The organism is Herbidospora mongoliensis, assembly GCF_001570545.1.
GTDB classification, from domain to species: domain Bacteria; phylum Actinomycetota; class Actinomycetes; order Streptosporangiales; family Streptosporangiaceae; genus Herbidospora; species Herbidospora mongoliensis.
Genome location: NZ_BBXD01000009.1, coordinates 318,814 through 339,318, shown reverse-complemented (window position 1 = coordinate 339,318; position 20,505 = coordinate 318,814). Strand labels below are relative to the sequence as shown.

Annotated in this window: 21 protein-coding genes; 10 read left to right on the top strand and 11 right to left on the bottom strand. The window is 70.1% G+C overall.

The genetic code is table 11. From position 1 onward, the window contains the following. Positions 1-144 precede the first annotated feature (144 nt). Positions 145-798: a response regulator transcription factor gene (locus AW272_RS05940; protein WP_066361638.1), complete on the top strand. Its 654-nt coding sequence runs from the start codon at positions 145-147 to the stop codon at positions 796-798. Beyond that, entirely contained in the window at positions 795-1,850 is a 1,056-nt protein-coding gene (locus tag AW272_RS05935) for a sensor histidine kinase (RefSeq protein ID WP_083958051.1), read from the top strand. Before AW272_RS05940 ends, AW272_RS05935 begins: the two co-directional genes overlap by 4 nt. Here AW272_RS05935 and AW272_RS05930 read toward each other — a convergent pair. From AW272_RS05930 to AW272_RS05915, 4 genes are all read right to left on the bottom strand, one after another. Next, positions 1,834-2,505 carry a VOC family protein gene (locus AW272_RS05930; protein WP_066361632.1) on the bottom strand — a complete coding sequence of 224 codons (672 nt, stop codon included), beginning with the start codon at positions 2,503-2,505 and terminating at the stop codon, positions 1,834-1,836. The genes AW272_RS05935 and AW272_RS05930 overlap by 17 nt on opposite strands. A 43-nt stretch (positions 2,506-2,548) precedes the next feature. Then, on the bottom strand, positions 2,549-2,767 hold the full coding sequence (locus tag AW272_RS05925; protein WP_157518366.1) for a hypothetical protein: 219 nt from the start codon (positions 2,765-2,767) through the stop codon (positions 2,549-2,551). A gap of 198 nt (positions 2,768-2,965) precedes the next feature. Then, positions 2,966-3,562, bottom strand: a complete 597-nt coding sequence (locus AW272_RS05920) for a TetR/AcrR family transcriptional regulator (RefSeq protein ID WP_157518364.1) — start codon at positions 3,560-3,562, stop codon at positions 2,966-2,968. A gap of 1 nt (position 3,563) precedes the next feature. After that, on the bottom strand, positions 3,564-4,205 hold the full coding sequence (locus tag AW272_RS05915; RefSeq protein WP_066361629.1) for a biliverdin-producing heme oxygenase: 642 nt from the start codon (positions 4,203-4,205) through the stop codon (positions 3,564-3,566). 194 nt (positions 4,206-4,399) lie between these two features. Between AW272_RS05915 and lon the strand changes: the two genes are divergently transcribed. From lon to AW272_RS05880, 7 genes are all read left to right on the top strand, one after another. Continuing rightward, entirely contained in the window at positions 4,400-6,772 is a 2,373-nt protein-coding gene (gene lon / locus AW272_RS05910; protein WP_066361628.1) for an endopeptidase La, read from the top strand. Positions 6,773-6,878: 106 nt separating this feature from the next. Next, positions 6,879-7,835, top strand: a complete 957-nt coding sequence (locus AW272_RS05905) for a GlxA family transcriptional regulator (protein ID WP_066361626.1) — start codon at positions 6,879-6,881, stop codon at positions 7,833-7,835. Continuing rightward, positions 7,836-8,465, top strand: a complete 630-nt coding sequence (locus AW272_RS05900) for a DJ-1/PfpI family protein (RefSeq protein WP_066361624.1) — start codon at positions 7,836-7,838, stop codon at positions 8,463-8,465. Positions 8,466-8,568: 103 nt separating this feature from the next. Then, positions 8,569-9,138 carry a hypothetical protein gene (locus AW272_RS05895; protein WP_066361622.1) on the top strand — a complete coding sequence of 190 codons (570 nt, stop codon included), beginning with the start codon at positions 8,569-8,571 and terminating at the stop codon, positions 9,136-9,138. Positions 9,139-9,276: 138 nt separating this feature from the next. Further along, on the top strand, positions 9,277-10,779 hold the full coding sequence (locus AW272_RS05890; RefSeq protein WP_245657209.1) for an acyl-CoA synthetase: 1,503 nt from the start codon (positions 9,277-9,279) through the stop codon (positions 10,777-10,779). Between the two features lie 122 nt (positions 10,780-10,901). Beyond that, positions 10,902-12,317 (top strand): S1C family serine protease, encoded by a 1,416-nt coding sequence (locus tag AW272_RS05885; RefSeq protein WP_066361620.1) that lies wholly within the window; start codon positions 10,902-10,904, stop codon positions 12,315-12,317. Between the two features lie 130 nt (positions 12,318-12,447). Next, complete coding sequence (locus tag AW272_RS05880) at positions 12,448-12,693, top strand: hypothetical protein (RefSeq protein WP_218010801.1); 246 nt, start codon at positions 12,448-12,450, stop codon at positions 12,691-12,693. On the opposite strand, the gene cydC is transcribed toward AW272_RS05880, so the two are convergent. The 5 genes from cydC to AW272_RS05855 form a co-directional block, all read right to left on the bottom strand. Beyond that, on the bottom strand, positions 12,694-14,364 hold the full coding sequence (gene cydC / locus AW272_RS05875; protein ID WP_066361619.1) for a thiol reductant ABC exporter subunit CydC: 1,671 nt from the start codon (positions 14,362-14,364) through the stop codon (positions 12,694-12,696). Next, positions 14,361-14,609 carry a biotin/lipoyl-containing protein gene (locus AW272_RS05870; protein ID WP_066361618.1) on the bottom strand — a complete coding sequence of 83 codons (249 nt, stop codon included), beginning with the start codon at positions 14,607-14,609 and terminating at the stop codon, positions 14,361-14,363. The genes cydC and AW272_RS05870 overlap by 4 nt, the downstream gene beginning before the upstream one ends. A 46-nt stretch (positions 14,610-14,655) precedes the next feature. Next, on the bottom strand, positions 14,656-16,257 hold the full coding sequence (gene cydD, locus AW272_RS05865) for a thiol reductant ABC exporter subunit CydD (protein ID WP_218010800.1): 1,602 nt from the start codon (positions 16,255-16,257) through the stop codon (positions 14,656-14,658). A gap of 12 nt (positions 16,258-16,269) precedes the next feature. After that, the gene (locus tag AW272_RS05860) at positions 16,270-16,962 is read right to left on the bottom strand and encodes a cytochrome d ubiquinol oxidase subunit II (protein WP_066361616.1); all 693 of its coding nucleotides are present in this window, start codon (positions 16,960-16,962) and stop codon (positions 16,270-16,272) included. A 67-nt stretch (positions 16,963-17,029) separates the two neighbouring features. After that, positions 17,030-18,196, bottom strand: a complete 1,167-nt coding sequence (locus AW272_RS05855; RefSeq protein WP_066361615.1) for a cytochrome ubiquinol oxidase subunit I — start codon at positions 18,194-18,196, stop codon at positions 17,030-17,032. A gap of 80 nt (positions 18,197-18,276) precedes the next feature. On the opposite strand from AW272_RS05855, the gene AW272_RS05850 reads away from it, so the two are divergent. Next, entirely contained in the window at positions 18,277-18,600 is a 324-nt protein-coding gene (locus tag AW272_RS05850; protein ID WP_083958050.1) for a PadR family transcriptional regulator, read from the top strand. 10 nt (positions 18,601-18,610) lie between these two features. On the opposite strand, the gene AW272_RS43705 is transcribed toward AW272_RS05850, so the two are convergent. Together AW272_RS43705 and AW272_RS05840 are read right to left on the bottom strand one after the other, a co-directional pair. Beyond that, positions 18,611-19,270 (bottom strand): permease prefix domain 1-containing protein, encoded by a 660-nt coding sequence (locus AW272_RS43705; protein WP_066361613.1) that lies wholly within the window; start codon positions 19,268-19,270, stop codon positions 18,611-18,613. Between the two features lie 40 nt (positions 19,271-19,310). Continuing rightward, positions 19,311-20,429, bottom strand: a complete 1,119-nt coding sequence (locus AW272_RS05840; protein ID WP_066361612.1) for a pentapeptide repeat-containing protein — start codon at positions 20,427-20,429, stop codon at positions 19,311-19,313. Positions 20,430-20,505 lie beyond the last annotated feature (76 nt).

The window sequence follows — 20,505 nt, the reverse complement described above, 5'->3', positions numbered from 1 at the left end:
ATGTGTCAAGAATTCTTAGAAACTTTCGGTCTCCAATGACTGCCATGTGTCTCTGAACTGCGCCGATGTGCGCGCGATCCCTGAAACTTTCCTTGGCGGCACTCTTAACGCCGCTGTAACCCCCGAACCGGTACGAACGACCACATGCGAGTATTGGTGGTGGAGGACGAGCGCGATCTGGCCGACCTTGTCGGCGAGGGACTGCGCAGGCACGCGATGGCCGTCGACGTCGTCTACGACGGCGCCGCCGCGGCCGAACGCCTCGCGGTGCACGACTACGACGTGGTCGTCCTCGACCGCGACCTGCCCGAGGTCCACGGCGACGACCTCTGCCGCGACCTGGCCGAACGCGGGAGCCGGACCCGCATCCTCATGCTGACCGCGGCGGCCTCGATCTCCGAGCGGGTGGCGGGCCTGGGGATGGGCGCCGACGACTACCTGCCCAAGCCGTTCGACTACGCCGAACTGGTGGCGCGGGTGCGGGCGCTGGGACGCCGCAGCCGCGAACCGGTGCCGCCGGTGCTGACCCGGCACGGGATCGTGCTCGACACCCGCCACATGCAGGCGGCCCGCGACGGCCGGCACCTGCACCTGTCGCTGAAGGAGTTCGCCGTCCTGGAGGCGCTGCTCCGCGCCGAGGGCGCCCTCGTCAGCGCCGAACGCCTGCTGGAGTTGGCGTGGGACGAGCACGCCGACCCGTTCACGACGGTCGTGCGCGTCGTGGTCAGCCGGCTCCGCGCCAAACTCGGCGACCCGCCGTGCATCACGACCGTGCCGGGCGCGGGATACGCGCTGTGAAGACGATCCGCGTCCGGCTCGCGCTGACGTACACCGGACTGTTCCTGCTGACCGCCGCCGTGCTGCTGGTCAGCGTCAACCTGTCGCTGCACTACCGGCTCGGAGTCAAGATGCTCCCGCCGGCCCCGCCCGCCCTCTTTCCGGGCCCGTCGCCCGTCGGGCCGCCGGTCCCGCACCTGGTGGAGGAGGTCGTCACCTACCAGTGGGAGGTGGCCGGGATCGCCATCCTGGTGATGACCGTGGTGTCGCTCGTGGTCGGCTGGTTCTTCGCCGGGCGCGTGCTGCGGCCGGTCACCCGCATCACCGAAGCGGCCCGCCGCCTGTCGCTGTCGAACCTGCACGAACGCATCGCCCTGGCCGGACCGCACGACGAACTCCGCGAACTGGCCGACACCTTCGACGAGATGCTGGCCCGCCTGGAACGCTCGGTCGAGGGCCAGCGCCGCTTCATCGCCACCGCCTCCCACGAGCTGCGCACCCCGCTCGCCGTCCAGCGCGCCGCGATCGAGATCGGCCTGCCCGACGACATCGGCCCGATCAAGGGCAAACTGCTGGCCGCCAACCGCCGCAGCGAACGCCTCATCGACGCGCTGCTCGTGCTGGCCCAGGCCGAACACGGGCTGGACGCCCTCGCGGGCGTCGAACTCGACGAGGTGGTGCGGCTCGCCGTGGCCGAACTCGACCACGGCGACGTGACGGTCACCGCGAAGGCGGAGCCCTACGTGGTGCTCGGCGACCGGACCCTGCTGCACCGTCTCGTGACGAACCTGGCCGGCAACGCCGTGCGCCACAACGTCCCGGGCGGAACGGCCGACATCACGCTCGCCGGAGGCGTCCTGCGCGTGGTGAACACCGGCCCCGTCGTCCCGCCGGAACGGTTCGGCGACCTGTTCGCCCCGTTCCGCCGCATCGGCACGACCCGCACCCAGGGCGCCGGGCTGGGCCTGTCCATCGCCGCCGCCATCGCCCGCGCCCACGGCGCCCTCATGCACGCCGACCCCCACCCGGGCGGCGGATTGGAACTCGTCGTGGACTTCACCGTGAGACGGTGAACTCGTTCCCGTCGGGATCGGCCATGAGCGCCACCGGACCGTCGTCGAGCAGGGTCGCCCCCAGGGAGACCAGCCACGCGACCTCCACGCCGGAGAGCTCGAAGCGCAGCCGGTTCGGCCCCGTCTTCACCGGCAGCGGCGGCCCACCCCACGTGATCTTCGGCCCACCGAGCGGCGACCGGATCGCCGTCTCCTCGTCCTGGTCCCACACCAGCGGCCACCCCAGCGCCGCGCTCCAGAAATACCCGACCGCCTGCGACCCGTCGCAGGCGAGCGCCCCGATGAACCCGCACTCGGCGAGGAACTTGTTGCCTGCCTCGATGACACAGAACTCGTTGCCCTCGGGATCGGCGAGCACGACGTGCTCCTCCTCCGGCAGCTGCCCGACGTCGATGTGCCGCCCGCCGAGCTTGAGCGCCCGCGCCACCGTCTCCTGCTGCTGCTCGAGAGACTGGCTCGTCAGATCGAAGTGCATGGGGTTCTGTACGGTCTTCGGTTCCTCAGAAGGCAGGAAGCGCAGCCGGAACCCGGTGTCGTCAGTGGGCAGGAGGGTGCTGTCGTCTCCCGGATCCCAGCCCAGGAGGCCGCCCCAGAACCGGGCGAGCGCGGGCGGGTCGTGCGCGTCGATGCAGAGCGCGTCGAGGTGAGCCGTCATCCGGCCAAGCTAGCCCGCTCGAAGCCCCACACACCAACGCATTTCAGTCCCCGGGGAGACAGGCATCTGGGACACCAGCCCGGCGATCAGCAGGCCGCAGCCACCACGGCCCCGCGAGCGGCGGCCGGACCAGCAGCAGCCAGATCAGCCAGGCGTGCAGCCCCATGAAGACGAGCAGCAGCAGCACGGTCGGCAGGCCGTCGACCGCGCGGTAGAAGTCACTCCAGGTCGCGGCGGAGCCGAAAACCGCCTCGGAAAACACGTAGGCGATAATGGTGGCGGCGTAATAAACACCGACAATTACCGTCGCTAATCGACTGGACACTGCCATCCCCGACAATTCGGCGGCAAAGCGCCGATCATAGCTGACCGCCGCCGGGGACTTTAGCGCCGTCCCTCTTTCACAAGCCTGATTTTTCGTTACGGCTCCGCCCGCCCGGCCATACGACCGGCTCGGGCGTTATTCCGACCCCAGCGCCCGCAGCGAGAAGACCGACACGAACTCCTCGGCCTCTTCCAGGCTCCGGCTGCCGTCGGTCAGCGGAATGCGCTCCGACCCCAGCACCGCCAGCACGGCGCGGGCCGAAGCCTCCACGTCAGCGGCCTGGAACTCGCCCGAATCGACGCCGGTCTGGATGATCTCCCGCAGAATGGCCTGCATCGGCGCGACGTGCGCCGCCAGACGCTGATAGGCGTCCGGCCCGAGAGTGGCGGAAAGGTCGGCCGCGCCGGGATGCGGATGGGCCATCAATCCGGTGAGCTGAAGCCGGATGAAGGCCCGCAGCCGAATGGAAGGTGACGCGTCCGCCGGCAGATCGCGGGCGTAACTCTCCACGAAGTACTGCGTCACCCGCTCGGTGAAAGCGAGCAGAAGCGCGGTCTTGTCCGGGAAGTAGTTGTAGAGAACGGTCCGGGTGATGCCCGCCTCGGCCGCCAGTTCGGTCATCGAGATCGCGTCGATGCCCTGACGGCGAGCCAGGCGCGCGATGGCCTCCAGGATCTTCTCCTGGGTCCGCGCGCGGTGCTCGCCGATCGTGGCGGCCGAGATCCGGGGCACGTCAGGCCGCCACCGTGGCCACCCGGCCCAGGTCGCCAAGCACCTCGGTGTTGAGCTGGTAGGCCAGGCGCGTCTCGCGGATCATCCGCTGCCGCCCGGCCTCGTCGAGACTCTCGCCGAGCACGTCGAGGCGGCGCCGGTATTCGTCCTTGAAGCGCGGGAGGCTGCCGATGTCGAAGTGGTAGAAGTCCACCCCGCCCCCCTTGCCGTAGCCGTAGATCTTCTGCAGTTCCATCCGGATGAACTGCCCCCCGGACAGGTCGCCGAGGTAACGAGTGTAATGGTGCGCCACATATCCGCCCGGCGAGTCGGAAACCTGGTTGATCCGGGCCACCAGTGTCTGGGTCGGCTTGCTGGGGGCGATCCGCCCGGCCCAGTCGTCGCCGTAGACGGCCTTGAGGTCGCGTACGAGAGCGTCTTCCCGGTAGAGCTCGGGGAAGACGAAGGCGCCGGCGACCGGGTCGTCGGCCAGGCGGCGGGAGGCTCCGTCCAAGGCCATGTAGGCGAAGTAGTGCTGGGCCACCATCTCGCCGTAGGCCTCGGGACTAAGCCTGCCCGCCATCAGGTTCTTCAGGTAGCTGTCGTCCTCCGCGGACTCGTGGTCGGTCCAGGTCGCGGTCCGCAGGACCTCGGCAAAACCCATCGCAGGCTCCTCAGCACGTGTCGTTCATGACGAAGTGTCACAAACCTTCGCCATGGTCGTCAACATGTTGATGACACGTTGTCGTTAAACCTGATTACACGATTACGATCGCTCTCAGCGAACTCACGCAATCTTGGGAACACCATGGGACTCCCCTTAGTTGAGCGCATATAACTCAAGGCTGAGGAGCGCACATGACTGAGATCCTTCCCGTCCTGCCGCTGGACGACGAGGTCGTCCTGCCCGGCATGGTCGTCCCCCTCGATCTGTCCGACTCTGAGGTGCGCGCGGCGATCGAGGCCGCCCAGGCCACCGGCGCGAAGAAGCCGCATGTCCTCCTGGTGCCCCGCATCGACGGGCACTACGGGGCGGTCGGCGTCACCGCCGTCGTCGAGCAGGTCGGAAGGCTGCCCGGGGGCGAGCCCGCCGCCGTGGTGCGGGGTGTGTCGCGGGCACGCGTGGGCACCGGCACGACCGGTCCCGGCGCGGCCCTGTGGGTTGAGGCCACCATCGTGCCGAAGAGCACCGATGAGCCCGACGCCCAGGTGAGCTCCCTGATGAAGGAATACAAGGCGCTCACCACCACGATCCTGCAGAAGCGCGGCGCCTGGCAGGTCGTCGACCAGGTCAACGGCATCGACGACGCCTCGGTCCTGGCCGACAGCTCCGGCTACGCGCCCTGGCTGTCGACCGCCCAGAAGCTGCTGCTCCTGGAGCTGGCCGACGCGGGCGAGCGGCTGGAGAAGCTCGTCGGCTGGGCCCGCGACCACCTGGCCGAGGTCGACGTCGCCGAGACGATCCGCAAGGACGTCCAGGAGGGCATGGAGAAGCAGCAGCGCGAGTTCCTGCTCCGCCAGCAGCTCGCGGCGGTCCGCAAGGAACTGGCCGAGCTGAACGGCGACCCCGAGACCGAGGAGCAGGACTACCGCGCCCGGGTCGAGGCGGCCGACCTGCCCGAGAAGGTGCGTGAGGCGGCCCTCAAGGAGGTCGACAAGCTCGAGCGCACCTCCGACCAGTCGCCCGAGACCGGTTGGATCCGCACCTGGCTCGACACCGTCCTCGACCTGCCGTGGAACGAGCGCACCGAAGACGAATACGACATCGCCTCCGCCCGCGCGATCCTCGACGCCGACCACACCGGCCTCGACGACGTGAAGGACCGGATCATCGAATATCTCGCGGTCCGCAAGCGGCGGGCCGACCAGGGGCTCGGCGTCGTCGGCGGGCGGCGCTCCGGCGCGGTGCTCGCGCTGGCCGGTCCTCCCGGGGTCGGCAAGACCTCGCTCGGCGAGTCGGTCGCCCGCGCCATGGGGCGCAAGTTCGTCCGGGTGGCGCTCGGCGGCGTCCGCGACGAGGCGGAGATCCGCGGTCACCGGCGCACCTACGTCGGCGCGCTGCCGGGCCGCATCGTCCGGGCGATCCGCGAGGCCGGGTCGATGAACCCGGTCGTGCTGCTCGACGAGGTCGACAAGATCGGCGCCGACTACCGGGGCGACCCCACCGCCGCCCTGCTGGAGGTGCTCGACCCGGCGCAGAACCACACGTTCCGCGACCACTACCTCGAGGTCGAGCTCGACCTGTCCGACGTGCTGTTCCTGGCCACCGCCAACGCCCTGGAGCAGATCCCCGGCCCGCTGCTCGACCGCATGGACATCGTCACCCTCGACGGCTACACCGAAGACGAGAAGGTCGTCATCGCCCGTGACCACCTGCTGCCCCGGCAGCTCGACAAGGCCGGTCTGACCGCCGACGAGGTCACGATCGAAGACGGCGCGCTGCGCCGCGTCGCGGGTGAATACACCCGGGAGGCCGGCGTCCGCTCCCTGGAGCGGTCGGTCGCGCGGATCCTGCGCAAGGTCGCCGCGTCGGTCGCGATGGGCGAGCGGTCCCTGCCGCTGACCGTCGCCGACGCCGACCTGGTCGCCTACCTCGGGCGGCCGCGTCACGTGCCGGAGTCGTCGCTGCCGGAGTCGCGCCAGCGCACCTCGGTGCCCGGCGTGTCCACGGGCCTCGCGGTGACCGGCGCGGGCGGTGACGTCCTCTACGTCGAGGCGTCGCTGGCCGACCCGGAGACCGGCTCGACCGGGGTGACCCTGACCGGTCAGCTCGGCGACGTGATGAAGGAGTCGGCCCAGATCGCGCTCTCCTACCTGCGCTCACGCGGCGCGGAGCTGGAGCTGCCGGTCGGGTCGCTGAAGGACCGTCAGATCCACATCCACGTCCCGGCGGGCGCGGTGCCGAAGGACGGCCCGTCGGCCGGCGTCACCATGACGACCGCGCTGGCCTCGCTGCTCAGCGGGCGCCCGGTGCGCAACGACGTGGCGATGACCGGTGAGGTGTCGCTGACCGGGCGGGTCCTGCCGATCGGCGGCGTCAAGCAGAAGCTGCTGGCCGCCCATCGGGCGGGCATCACCACCGTCCTGATCCCGGCCCGCAACGAGCCGGATCTCGACGACGTCCCGGCCGAGGTGCTGGCCGACCTCACGGTCCACGCCGTCAGCGACGTGCGTGAGGTCCTGGAGATCGCGCTGACCCCGGCGACGGTGAGCCAGACGGCCGCCGCGTAACACACCAGAAGGGGGCTCCCGGGACAGGGGAGCCCCCTTCGTCATGTCCTGATCTGCAAGGTCCCCGTCGTTGCGGCCATCGCCCGACGGCTCCCAGGATGGAGTCATGCGGGTCGTCGTCGTCATCACCGAAGGGTTCCAGCACCTCGATCTGGCCGGTCCGGCCGACGTGTTCGCCACCGCGCGGCTGGTCTGCCGGGAGGCGGCGTACACGATGGAGGTGACCTCGGCCGTCGCGGGGCCCGTCCGGTCCTCGAACGGGCTGGCCACGCTGGTGGAGACCCCGATCGGGGAGATCACGGGCCCGGTCGACACGCTGCTGGTGGCCGGCGGGCTCACCATCGACGACCATCTGCGCGACCCCGGCCTGGTGGAGGGGGTCCGCAGGCTGGCGGCGGGGGCCAGACGCACCGGATCGGTCTGTACGGGCGCCTTCGTGCTCGCCGAGGCCGGGCTGCTCGACGGCGGGAAGGCCACCACCCACTGGCTTGCCACCGACGACCTGAGCAGGCGATATCCCGCCGTCGAGACCGACCCCGACGCGATCTACGTCAGGAGCGGCGACGTCTGGACCTCCGCCGGGGTGACCACCGGCATCGACCTGGCCCTGGCGATGGTCGCCGACGACCACGGCCACGCGGTCGCCCGGGACATCGCCAGGGGGCTCGTCGTCTACCTCCACCGGCCCGGCGGGCAGTCGCAGTTCTCGGCGCCGATCCAGGCCGTACCGAGAAGTGAGCCTCTGAAGGAGCTGCAGGCCTGGATCGACGAGCACCCCGCCGAGGACCTCAGCGTCCCGGCGCTGGCCCGCCGGATGAACCTGAGCGAGCGCCACTTCTCCCGCGTCTTCACCGACGAGACCGGCATGCCGCCCGGGCGGTACGTCGAACTCGCCCGCACCGGCGCGGCCCGGCGCCTGCTGGAGGCCACCGACGAACCGCTCGACGTCGTCGCCCGGCGCACCGGCCTCGGCCTGCCCGGGAGCCTCTACCGGGTGTTCCGGCGGCACCTGCGCGTTTCCCCCGGCGACTACCGCCGCCGATTCCGGACCAAGGAGCACTAGATGCGCGTCGCCATCCCTCTCTACCCCGGCTTCACCGCCCTCGACGCGGTCGGCCCCTACACCGTCCTGGCGTTCACGCCCGGCATCTCCGTCACCTTCGTGGCGGGGGACACGGGGCCGGTGCTCGACGACCAGGGCAGCCTGTCGATCATCGCGACCGCGACCTACGACGAACTGCCCGATCCCGATGTGATCCTCGTTCCCGGCGGCCCCGGCACGGTCGAGGCGCTGAACGACGCCCGCCTCGTCGAGTGGATCAGGACCGCCCACCAGACCACGACGTGGACCACCTCGGTCTGCAGCGGCTCGTTCCTGCTCGCGCACGCGGGCCTGCTGAAGGGGCTCCCGGCCACCACCCACTGGGGCTTCCACGACCAGCTGGCGGGGTTCGGCGCGATCCCGGTCGCCGAACGGGTCGTCACGGAGGGGAAGGTCGTCACCGCCGCCGGGGTGTCGGCCGGCATCGACATGGCGCTGGAACTCCTGGCCCGCCTGCGGGACGAGGACACCGCCAGGGCCGTGCAGCTGGCGATGGAGTATGACCCGGCCCCACCGTTCACTTCAGGCTCGGCCGCGAACGCCAGCCCTGAGCTGCGGAAACGCGCGATGGGTCTCATCGTCGGGGTGTGACCTGGGCTTTAAAGCGAGCGTCAAGCCGGTCGCTACTCAGCCTCTATCGGGACGGATTACTTCTTACCTTGTCAAAACTCCTCGTCCCGAGAGGAATCAGAAAGTGCGATTCATCAAGAAGCTCCTCGTGACCGGTGGCGTCGCCGCCGCTCTCATCACCGGCGCCGTGGTTGCGCCGGCGACCGCCAGTGCGTCCCCGTTCGTCGGACACTGGGGTCCCTACTTCTCCGCAGACCACAAGGCCGAGGCCGAGGGCAAGTTCGTCGTCGACCACGAGAAGAAGAAGGTCTGGTACTGGGAGAAGTTCAAGAAGCCCATCAAGAAGTGCTGGTGGGAGCACGGCGACAAGAAGTGCAAGGTCGTCGGCTGGAAGTGGGAGAAGAAGTGGACCTGGAAGTGGGAGGAGTACACCAAGATCTCGGTCAAGGGTGAACTCACGAACCACAAGTGGTGGGGCGACAAGAAGTACAAGTGCGCCTGGGCCGTCTTCAAGATCGAGGACCTCGACGGCCACACCTCCTTCGAGAAGTTCAAGAACTGCCACAAGGGCGGCGACTGGATCGGGTTCACCGAGACGAACGTGAACACGATCGACGTCCAGGTCTCCCGCGGCAACCACTTCGGCCCCAAGGGCTTCTTCGGTCCCTGGTCCCCGGTGTACGCAGCTGCCTGAGCTGCTGAAACCCCTGAAACGGTAGGCTGAGCGGTCTACTGAACGGCCCGCGCCACTCCCGGCGCGGGCCGTTTCTTCCTTTTCACCCCGACGATCACCGAGTACCGTTCGGTCATGTATCCGGGTGCCATCGCCGCCGTGAGCCCAGACAAAGCCGCTGTGATCATGGCCGGTTCCGGCCGGGTGGTCACCTACCGGGAACTCGACGAGGAGTCCAACCGCCTCGCCCACCTGCTGCGCGAGGCCGGACTGCGGCCCGGCGACCACATCGCGTTCATGCTCGAGAACCACCCCCTGTTCCTCGTGATCGCGTGGGCGGCCCAGCGCTCGGGGCTGTTCTACACGGCGATCAGTTCGCGGCTGCAGGCGGGCGAGCTGACGTACATCGTGGAGAACTGCGGCGCGAAGGCGTTCATCAGCTCGGCGGCGTGCGCCGAGACGGCCGCCGCGGTGACCGGCCCGCCGATCCGCCTCATGCTCGACGGCACGGTGCCGGGTTTCCTCTCGTACGAGGCCGCGACCGCCCCCATGCCCGCCACCCCCGTGGCCGACGAGGTGCAGGGCATCGACATGCTCTACTCCTCGGGCACCACCGGCCGCCCGAAGGGCGTCAAGCCCAACTGGACCGGCCGGCCCCTCGACGAACCCGGCCCGCTGATGCAACTGATCGGCTTCCTGTTCGCGCCCACGGCCGACAGCGTCTACCTGTCGCCGGCGCCGCTCTACCACGCGGCCCCGCTGCGCTACTCGCTCACCTTCCAGCGCTTCGGCGCCACGGTCGTCGTCATGGACCGCTTCGACCCTTCACAGGCTTTGGCGGTCATTGAGAAGTACGGCGTCACGCACTCCCAGTGGGTGCCGACCCACTTCATCAAGTTCCTGAAACTCCCCGCCGAGGTGCGCGCCCAGTTCGACCTGTCGACGCTGGCCTACGCCATCCACGCCGCCGCGCCCTGCCCCATCCCGGTCAAGGAGCGGATGATGGCCTGGTGGGGCCCCATCGTGCACGAGTACTACGCGGGCACCGAGGGCAACGGCTTCGTGTACGCCGGCCCGCACGACTGGCTCGCCCACAAGGGCACCGTGGGGCGGCCGCTGCTCGGCAAGCTGCACATCCTCGACCCCGGGGGCGAGGAGCTGGCCCCGGGGGAGACCGGCGTCGTCTACATCTCCGACGGGCCGCGGTTCGTCTACCACGGCGACCCCGGGAAGACCGCCGCCGCGCACGACCCGAAGGGCCGGGGCTGGTCCACGCTCGGCGACATCGGCCACCTCGACGAGGAGGGCTTCCTCTACCTGACCGACCGCAGCTCGTACATGATCATCTCGGGCGGGGTGAACATCTACCCGCAGGAGGCGGAGAACCTCCTGGCCGTCCATCCGAAGGTCGCCGACGTGGCCGTCTTCGGGGTGCCGGACGAGGAGATGGGCGAACAGGTGAAGGCCGTAGTCGAGCCCGCCGACCCGTCGGAGGCCGGGCCGGACCTTGCGGCGGAGTTGATCGCGTACTGCCGCGAGAACCTGGCCCACTACAAGTGCCCGAGGTCCGTCGACTTCCGAACCGAGCTGCCCCGGCACCCCACCGGAAAGTTGTACAAACGAATTTTGCGCGACGAATACCGTCTGGAGCAGGGAAGATAAGGCGGACGTTCGGTTTCGCCAGGTCAGCGGGCTGATCGCTTAAGCGGGCCTTATCGAGGATTTGCCATCTTAGAACCACCGGCCCCGAGGGAGCCGGGGAATCCGGTTAGGGGATGGCAGAGATGAGCGCTGACGAGCGGCGGGAGAACGAACAGGGGACCACCGAGGTCCTGGACGCACGCGGCTGGAGCCAGTTCGGCCGGCGGGCTCCGCAGCACGGCGACTACCGGGCCGACCAGCCCACCCCACACTTCGCACCGCCCCCGCCACCGCAGGAGCCCGGCCCCATCCAAGGCCACGTCGGCGCGAACCCGATCGGCAACACCGCCGTCTTCGGCATCCCGCCGCTCCCGCCGGAGCCTCCCCGGCACCAGCGGTCCGACGGCCGGGCCTGGAAGCGGGGCGTCTCGGTGCTCGCACTGGCCGCCGTGGCGATCGGCGGTGGGGTCGCAGGGGCTCTCATCACCAACGCGATGGACGACGACACGGTGCCGGTGGCGGTCAGCCCGATCTCCAACCCTGGCGCTCCGGTCAAGCCGGCGCCGATGGCCGGATCGATCGCGGCGGTCGCCAAGGCCGTGCAGCCGTCGGTGGTCATGATCACCGTCACCTCGCAGCAGGGCCAGGGCGAGGGCTCCGGCGTGATCCTCTCGGCCGACGGCCTGATCCTCACCAACAACCACGTGGTGGCCGGCGCCGGCGCGAACTCGCAGATGACGGTCAAGTTCAGCGACGGCAAGACCGCCCAGGCGACCCTCGTCGGCACCGACCCGACCACCGACATCGCGGTCATCCGCGCCACCGGCGTCTCGAGCCTGACCGCCGCCTCGCTGGGCGACAGCGACGCCCTCCAGGTGGGCGAGTCGGTCCTGGCGATCGGCAGCCCGCTCGGCCTGGAAGGCTCGGTCACCTCGGGCATCGTGTCGGCCCTCGACCGTACGGTCACCTCGGGCGAGGGTGGCGGTGGCGGCGGCCAGCAACTGCCTCCGGGCTGGGGCGGCGGCGGCTTCGGGCCGGAACAGCAGGAGCAGCAGCAGGCGCCGGCCGAGACGAGCACCACCATCGGCGGCATGGTCCAGACCGACGCGGCGATCAACCCCGGCAACTCGGGCGGTGCCCTGGTCAACTCGGCCGGCCAGGTCATCGGCATCAACACCGCCATCGCGACCTCCGGCGGCTCCGGCAACATCGGCGTCGGCTTCGCGATCCCGATCAACACCGCCAAGAACGTCGCCGACCAGCTCATCAAGACCGGCAAGGCCGTCCACGCCTACCTCGGCGTAGGCGTCAACGACGCGACCGGCGACACCCCCGGCGCCCTGGTGGCGTCCATCGAGCAGAACGGCCCGGCCGCCAAGGCGGGCCTCCAGCAGGGCGACATCATCACCAAGGTCGACGACACGGCCGTGGACGCGGGCGAGACCGTCGTCGGCATCATCCGCGGCCACGCCCCGGGCACCAAGGTGACCGTGACCTATGTGCGGAACGGTCAGGCGAGTACGGCGACGATCACTCTGGAGGAGAAGACGACGAACTGACGCGGGAATCTCTCGGGTAGGGGAACAGGGAAGGCCGGCGGCGCCCCCAGCGCATGGGGGGCGTCGTCGGCCTTTTCGCGCGTGGGGATGTCGTTGTTTCCGGAAGTCTGAGAGGGCTGGTCGATTTCCGGTGGCCGGTCGAAGGCTGAGGGCTTTCGCCGACGTGTACGGCCTGGACGAGGCTCAGCGCCGTCGGCTGCCGCCACTGCTCGGCCGGCGCACCCGTTCGATGCATGACTTCCTGCGGCAGCAGGCCGTCGACGGCGTCCAGCCATGGGCGACGCTGTGGGCCGAGGGCCATGGCGACGCGTGGCGGAGCGACGCCGAGTACATCGAGGAGCGCGAGCGACTCTGGGCCGACGCCCTTCTGTCGTGATCAGCCCTGTCTGATCATGTTCTCGGCGTCCCAGAGTTCGCGGTAGTAGCCGCCTTCGTGGAGGAGTTCCTCGTGGGTGCCGCGCTGCACCACCAGCCCGTCTTCCAGGACGACGATCTCGTCGATCTCCTCCAGCCCGCGCAGCCGATGAGTCACCAGGAGCGTGGTGCGCCCCCGGGTGGCGTCGAGAAGGTCGCCCATCAGGGCGTCGGCCGTCGTCTCGTCGAGTGCTTCGGCGGGCTCGTCGAGCAGCAGGATCGGCGGGTCGTAGAGGAGGGCGCGGGCCAGGGCGAGGCGCTGGATCTGGCCGCCCGACAGGGTGCGGCCGTCTTCGCCGAGCTGGACGTCCCATCCGGCCCGGTCGGCGAACGTGTCGAGCCTGGCCTCCCGGACCGCCCGGTCGAGCGCTTCGTCCCCGGACGCCGGTCCCGCGAGGCGGAGGTTGTCGCGGAAGGTCGTCTGGAAGACGTAGGGGTCCTGGGTCAGGCCGGTCATCATGGCGCGGGCGTCGTCGGGGGAGATCCGGCGCAGGTCGGCGCCGTTGACGGTGATGGTTCCCGACACGACGTCGACGGTCCGCATCAGCGCCGAGAGCAGCGTGCTCTTGCCCGCCCCGCTCGGCCCCACGACGGCGACGCGCTTCCCCGGAGTGAGGGTCAGACCGATCCCGCCGAGCGCGGGCCGGTCGCCGTGCCGCACGACGAGATCCTCGACGACGACCGTCAGCGGCCCCTCGGGCCGGGGAAGCGGATCGGTGAGCGCGGGCACCGCCGGGGGAGTGGCCTCGATCTCCCGCAGCCGCTTGACCGCCGCGAGCACCCCGGTCAGCCGCTCCCCGGCCACCGCCAGCGGCAGCACCGGCTCGAACGAGACCAGCGACATCAACGCGAGCACGGCGGTCGCGATCGAACCGGCGTCGAGCGCGCCGGCCACCGCCACCACGATCACGACGGTGAGCCCCTGCACCAGCACCCCGGCCGCCAGCGCGGTCGCGTTGACCCGGGCCTGGCCGCGTTCCAGCCCGGCCAGCCGGTCGTCGGCCGCCGCCGCGGCGTCGAGCGCCCTGCCGGTCGCGCCGTAGGCGGCGAGGTCGGCCGACCCGTGCACGAGGTCGGCGGTGTGCGCGGCCAGATCGCCCCTGGCGGGCGCCAGCCGGGCCGTCCACCTCTGGGCCAGCGCCGCCGTCGCCGCCGGAAGCAGCACCCCGGCGACGACCAGCCCGGCCGCCAGCACCACAGCGGCGAGCGGCAGCAGGAACGCCGCGATGACCACCGCCGTCACCCCTGTGACCAGCGCGGCGACGGCCGGCAGCAGACACCTGACCAGCAGGTCCTGGACGGCATCGGTGTCGTCGACCATCCGGCTCAGCAGATCGGCCCCACGGTGCGACAGCGGCCCGGCCGGGATGAGCGAGTCGTAGAGCCGCTCCCGCGTCGCGGCCTGCGCCCGCAACGCGACATCATGCCCGGAGAGGCGCTCGGCGTAGCGGAAGACCCCACGAGAGGTCGCGAACGCCCGCACCGCCACGATCGCGACGGAGAGCGCGGCCAGTTCGGGCTGCTGCGCGGCCCGCGTGATCAGCCAGGCGGCGGACGCGATCAACCCGAGCCCGGCCAGGTCGGCGGCCGACCCGGCCAGCGCGGCGACCAGCAGCCGCCGATTCCAGATCATGCGACGACGTCCGTCTCGATGGTGATGATGACGTCGCCCGCCTCGACCGTCTCGCCCTCACCCGTCAGGATGGCCGCCACCCGGCCCTCGTAAGGCGACGGGAGTTCGACGGACGCCTTGGCCGTCTCGATCTCGACGATGATCTGGTTGACCTCGACGCGGTCGCCCACGGCCACATGCCAGCGGACGATCTCGACCTCGGTCATGTCTTCGCCCATGTAGGGCAGCTTGAAGTGGCGTTTCATCCGGGCGGCTCCTGGTAAGCCGGGTGTCGGCAGGCTGTGGCGCGGGTCATCTGATCACTCCATCGTCGACCCGGATCACCCGGTCGGCCAGGGCGATCATGGCAGGGCGGTGGGCGACGATCACCGCCGTGCGGCCTTCGGCCAGGTGGCGGGTGGATTCGATGACCGCCGCCTCGCTTCGGCCGTCGAGGCGGGCCGTGGGTTCGTCGAGGAGCAGCAGGCCCGCGCCGGGGCGGCAGAAGGCGCGGGCCAGGGCCAGGCGCTGGCGTTGGCCCGCTGACAGGTCGGCGCCGCGTTCGCCGATGACGGTGTCGTAGCCCTCGGGCAGGTCGGTGATGAAGACGTCGGCCTGGGCGGAGACCGCCGCCGCGCGGATCGCTTCCGGGGTGGCCGTGCCGTCGAGGGAGATGTTGCCCGCCACCGAGGTGGCGAACAGGTGGGGGCGCTGGGGCACGAAGGCCAGATGCCGTCGCCATCTGTCCAGGTCGAGGCCGGCCAGGTCGGCCCCGCCGATGAGGACACGGCCTTCGGAGGGGGTGATGAAGCCCAGCAGGAGGTGGAGCAGGGTGCTCTTGCCTGCGCCGCTCTCGCCGACCAGGGCCACCCGTTCGCCGGGGGCGATGATGAGGGACACGTCGAGCAGGGCGGGGTCGTCGCGGCCCGGATAGCGGACGGTCACGTGTTCGAGGCGGATCTCGGGGACGCGCTCCGTCACCGTCCCGGGCCGGGGGGCGGCGGGCTCGGCGCCTTCGAGCAGGGCGAACGCCGAATCGGCGGCGGTCACGCCTTCCATCGCGGCGTGGAACCGGGTGCCCATCGCGCGCAGGGGCAGATAGGCCTCGGGGGCGAGGAGCAGGACGAGCAACGCCGTCGTCAGGTCGAGGGAGCCCGTGAGCAGCCGGAGACCCACCGGGACCGCGACCAGGGCCAGCGACAGCGACGCGATCAGTTCGAGGACGAGGGACGAAAGGAACGCCACCCGCAGCGTCTTCATCGTGGCCGACCGATGCGCCCCGGCGACGTCGTGGATCACGGTCGCCTGGTAGCGGGCCCGGCCGAACGCCCGCAGGGTCGGCAGGCCGCGCACCACGTCGAGGAAGTGCCCGCCCAGCCGGGACAGGGCGGACCACTGCTTCTCGGTCACCGCCTTGGTCGTCATGCCGACCAGGGCGCCGAAAACGGGGATCAGCGGCACCGTCACCAGCACGATCAGCGCGGTCGTCAGGTCGGCGACGAACAGGCGGATGATCACCGCTGCCGGTACGACCGCAGCGACCGCGATCGACGGCAGGTAGCCCGTCAGATAGGGGTCGAGCGCGTCGAGGCCACGGCCGGTCAGCGTCACCAGTTCGCCCGATCGGGTCTCTGCCGGGCTCATGCCCTGGAAGCGGCGCAGCAGGCGGTGGCGCAGCTCCGATTTGACTCCGCTCGCGGTGGCTCCGGCGGCCACGCCCTGGACCCAGCCCAGCGCTCCCCGGGCCGCGATCACCACGGCCAGCCAGCCCAGCACGCCGACGGCGAACCGCCCGGACAGCACCCCGGCCAGCAGTTCGGCCTGCACCAGGACCAGCAGCCCGGCCACCACCGCCGCACCCAGGCACACCATCAGGTGGCGGCGCGGCAGCAGCCGGACGAGATCCTTGTGCACCCAACCCCCCGGTCAGAAGTAGGAGGGAACGGGACCCTTCCCGAAGGCCCGCCACACCCAGATCTGCGCCCCGGCCATGACCGGGACGAACGGCAACACCATAAACGTCAGCACCGTCAGGTTCGCGGACGGGGCCGCGTTCCCGAGCACCTCGCCCGCCATCCCGATCATCGGAACCAGGGCGGGTACGGCCGCCAGCGCCCCGGTGACCAGCAGCGTTCCCCCTCCGGTCAGCCGCCAGTCGAGGAACCTCCGGCCGTGCAGGACGAACAGGCCGGCGATCAGCAGGCCGTACAGGAGCCCGGAAAGGAGGGGGAAACCGGCCAGGCCGGCCAGGATCACGCCCCAGGCCAGGCAGATGCCGAGGGAACCGAGCGCTATCCCGTACTCCCAGAAACCAGGAGAGAGCAGGCGGCGGCGGAACCACAGGCCCGCGTCGCGGATCACCCACGAGACCAGCAGCAGCACCACGGCGGAGTAGTTGGCGCTCAGGACGCCTTCGAGCGCGGGGAACGCGCCGAACAGCACTCCGGCGACGGCGATCAGCCACACCTCGTTGGCCAGCACGAACGGGCCGATGGCGCCGATCGCCCGGTCACGGTCGGGGGTGACCGGCAGGAGCAGGCCGACACCGAGGTCGAAGCCCTCCAAAGCGAAGTAGCCGGCCAGCAGTACCGACAGTATGCCGAACCAGAGGATTTCCATCAGAACCTGCCCGGGGGACTGCAGTCGGCGGGTGACAGGCGGGGCATCGGTGTTCCTTTCTGCTCCATCAGTAGGTCAGGACGGGTTCGGGCGCCGGGCGTTCGCCCAGTGCGATCTCATGGGGACCCCTCCGGATGATCCGCACGATCAGCACGTAGTCGGCGACCGCCAGCAGGGACAGCACCCCGACGAAGCCGATGAAGGAGAAGGTGATCTCGCCGCTGGTCAGACCGGGGGTGAGGGCGTCGGCGACCTTCAGCCGGTCCCAGATCATCCAGGGCTGGCGGCCCTCCTCCCGGGCGATCCACCCGAGGACGGCGGCCAGGAAGGGCAGCGGCGTGAGCAGCACGATCAGCGGATGCAGCCCCCGCCAGCGCGGCGCCCACTTGACCACCACGACCAGCGCGAGCGCGGCGAGCTGGAGCAGGTGCCCGAGAAGGATCATGAGGCTGAGCGCCATCGCGGCCACCGGTTTGTCCACGAACTTGTCCGGCTGGACGCTGGTCACCGGGCCGAACTGGGCGAACCCGAAGCCGACGACCAGCATGGAGCCGACGAAGGCGGTCCAGATCCCCATCCGCAGCGAGCGGCTGAAGAGTTCCTGGTCGGGGGTCTTCCTGAACAGGTGGTAGGCGCTCGCGCCCATCACCACGAACCCGCCCACGGTCAGCCCGGCCGACAGCACGTGCGGCAGCGCCATCGACAGCGACGGGTTGGTCAGCAGCGCGCTGAAGTCGTCGAGGCGCAGGACGTCGCCGTCGCGCACCGACCCGGCCGGATGCTGCAGGAACGAGTTGGCCACCATGATCCAGAAGGCCGACGCGTAGGCGGTGATCGTGACCAACCAGATCGTGGCCAGGTGCAGCCACTTGGGCAGCCGGTGCCAGCCGAAGATCCACAGGCCCAGGAACGTGGATTCGAGGAAGAACGCGATCAGCGTCTCCAGCGCCAGCGGGGCCCCGAAGACGTCGCCGGCGTAATGGGACAGACCGCTCCAGCTCAGTCCGAACTGGAACTCCATCACGATGCCGGTGACGATGCCGAGCGCGTAGTTGGTCACGTAGATCTGCCCCCAGAAGCGCGTCATGCGCTCGTCGAGGGCGTTCCCGGTGCGGGCGTATCGGGTGTGCATGATCGCCACAAGGGGGGCCAAGCCCAGTGTGAGCACGACGAACAGGAAATGCAGGCTCCCTGTCACCGCGAACTGCAACCGGGCCAGGTCGAGGACGTCCATGGAAGGCTCCTTATGTCTGGCTACATATAGAGAGCCTACATGTAGACTGGCTACATGCCGCACACGGTTAAGGTGAACATGTGAACCCCGACGCGCTCCGTGGGCATATGGACGCCCTTTTGCTGTCCGTGGTGGAGCACGAGCCCCTCCACGGCTACGCGATCATCGAGGCCCTCCACTTGCGGTCAGGCGGCGCGCTCGACGTACCGACAGGGACGGTCTACCCCGCTTTGCGCAGGCTGGAGCGAGCCGGATTCCTGTCCAGCGAATGGGCGACCGTCGGCGGCCGCAAACGCCGCACCTACCGCCTGACCGATTCGGGCCGGGCGGAACTCGCGGGGGAGCGCACCGCCTGGACCAGCTTCACCAGCGCGATCGGGCGAGTCCTGAACCCCCAGACCTGAGCCGGGCGGCCTAGATCGCCTTCGCCGGTGTGGCCGACTTGAGGCAGCGGGCGGCGCTCGACAGCTGCCAGGCCCAGAAGCCCATACTGATCCACGTCGCGAAAAGACCCGGTAGGTAACCCGGGAACGCCGCCAGGGCCACCCCCGCCGTCACCATCAGCGCCCCGCAGAGCACGGCCATCAGCGGCGCCTGTCCCCACACCAGCAGGCCCAGCAGCCGGGCGATCCCGCGCGAGCGTCGCGTCCGGCGCAGCCGCAGCAGCACCGCCGCGCCCACCAGGCCGGTCGCCACCTGCATCAGGTCGACCGCCCGCGCCACCACGCCGAACCAGATCGGCTTCACCACGTCGAAATCGGTCGGGAAGATCTGCCACAGCACGCCCCACATGAGCGCCACCGCCGGGGTGCTGAGGAACAGCAGGGCGGCGGTCCGGCGGCTCTGGGCGGCGGTCAGCTCCTCCTGGAACCCCGGCGCCACCACGGCGACCGGGCCGAAGTCGGCCAACGCGCGGACCTGTGCCTCATCGGGCGGCAGGCCCTGGTCCTCGTAGGCCTCGGCAGCGTCGAGCAGGCCGTCACGGGCCTCGGCGAGGAGGTCGTTTCTGGCCCGCCGAGGACCCCGGAGCGTTTTGGCCAACTCGTTGAGATAGGCGTCGTATGCGGTTTCCATGGTTGTCGGACAGGCTATGCGGGGGTTCGCGGCCGACGCATCAGGGCGATCCCTGATGCGTCCCCGACGAGTGGGCCCACGTTCCGCCCTGGGTGATCGTCGGGCGTGGATGACGGTTCGGTTGTTGCGGGGTGGACGACCAGAGCACCGCCGCCACCGCCACCAGGCACAGCAGGGCCACCCACGACAGGCGGCTGAAGAACGTCCGCCGCAGCGGTGGCCAGCTGAACCGCAGTTGCCGCCGGCCGCCGGGGCTGGCCGCGAACACGCAGTCGCGCAGCCGCAGACGCTCGGCGTTCACCGCGCCGGGCAGGTGGCAGCGGGTCAGGTCGGCGCCCTCGATGGTCAGCTCGTCGGCGTCGAGGCCCGCGATCGACAGGATCCTGATCGGGCCGCCCTTGCGCATCACCTTCGACCGGCCCCGGCTGGTCAGGCCGGTGAGATCGAGGTCGGCGTCGCCCGCCTTCACGGTCAGGCGGCCGAGCACCCGCGCCTCCGAGAGGTCGACCGGGCAGCCCGTGACGTGGAGCTCGACCGGGCCCTGGGCGCGGGCCTGGTTCAGCGCCAGCTGACGGCCGACCAGCGCCGGCGCCAGGAACGCCTTCGCCGAGAACCTGACCGACTGGAACCCGGCCGTGCCCTCGAACGCGGTCTTCAGGAAGGACACCGGACGGGAGAACCTGGCCCCCCGGAACGTCGCGTCGCCGTGGAACCTGGCCTGGTCGAAGGAGCTGAACCCGTGGAACTCGGCCCCGCGAAAGGACGCGGATCCGAAACACGCCTCACCGAAAAGGGCGTCACTGGCGACGGCGGCGTCGTCCATCGAGAGGTGACCGCGCACGCGGGAGCCGTACAGAGAGATTTCCTTACCGAAACGCACGCCCTGAAATGAGACATTTCCTCCGAAACGGGTGCCGAAGAATGACGCGAGCGCCTCAAAACGGGCGTCGTCGAACGACGCGTCGCCATTGAAGGTGACATCGCCGAAGCGGGCGGGGGCGGAGAACGTGGCCCGGTCGAAACGGGCCCGGCCGACGACGTTCTCCATCGCGGCCAGAATCCGGTCGAGCAGCCCGGCGGGCAGGGTCGTGCCGCGTAGATCGAGGCACTGCCCCGGCCTCAGCGTGGCGAGGTGGACGTCGAGTTCCTCGGCTTCCATGTGGGTCAGACAGCGGTTGTACGGCTGCCGTGACACCCCTACGCAATCGGCGCTCGTGGCGCAGGTGCTCCAGGAA

What these genes read in the sequence shown, in the direction of transcription:
- AW272_RS05940 (WP_066361638.1), top strand. Translation starts at nt 145, where the DNA reads ATGCGAGTATTGGTGGTGGAGGACGAGCGCGATCTGGCCGACCTTGTC.
- AW272_RS05930 (WP_066361632.1), bottom strand. Translation starts at nt 2,505, where the DNA reads ATGACGGCTCACCTCGACGCGCTCTGCATCGACGCGCACGACCCGCCC.
- AW272_RS05915 (WP_066361629.1), bottom strand. Translation starts at nt 4,205, where the DNA reads ATGGGTTTTGCCGAGGTCCTGCGGACCGCGACCTGGACCGACCACGAG.
- lon (WP_066361628.1), top strand. Translation starts at nt 4,400, where the DNA reads ATGACTGAGATCCTTCCCGTCCTGCCGCTGGACGACGAGGTCGTCCTG.
- AW272_RS05905 (WP_066361626.1), top strand. Translation starts at nt 6,879, where the DNA reads ATGCGGGTCGTCGTCGTCATCACCGAAGGGTTCCAGCACCTCGATCTG.
- AW272_RS05900 (WP_066361624.1), top strand. Translation starts at nt 7,836, where the DNA reads ATGCGCGTCGCCATCCCTCTCTACCCCGGCTTCACCGCCCTCGACGCG.
- AW272_RS05885 (WP_066361620.1), top strand. Translation starts at nt 10,902, where the DNA reads ATGAGCGCTGACGAGCGGCGGGAGAACGAACAGGGGACCACCGAGGTC.
- cydC (WP_066361619.1), bottom strand. Translation starts at nt 14,364, where the DNA reads ATGATCTGGAATCGGCGGCTGCTGGTCGCCGCGCTGGCCGGGTCGGCC.
- AW272_RS05870 (WP_066361618.1), bottom strand. Translation starts at nt 14,609, where the DNA reads ATGAAACGCCACTTCAAGCTGCCCTACATGGGCGAAGACATGACCGAG.
- AW272_RS05860 (WP_066361616.1), bottom strand. Translation starts at nt 16,962, where the DNA reads ATGGAAATCCTCTGGTTCGGCATACTGTCGGTACTGCTGGCCGGCTAC.
- AW272_RS05855 (WP_066361615.1), bottom strand. Translation starts at nt 18,196, where the DNA reads ATGGACGTCCTCGACCTGGCCCGGTTGCAGTTCGCGGTGACAGGGAGC.
- AW272_RS43705 (WP_066361613.1), bottom strand. Translation starts at nt 19,270, where the DNA reads ATGGAAACCGCATACGACGCCTATCTCAACGAGTTGGCCAAAACGCTC.
- AW272_RS05840 (WP_066361612.1), bottom strand. Translation starts at nt 20,429, where the DNA reads ATGGAAGCCGAGGAACTCGACGTCCACCTCGCCACGCTGAGGCCGGGG.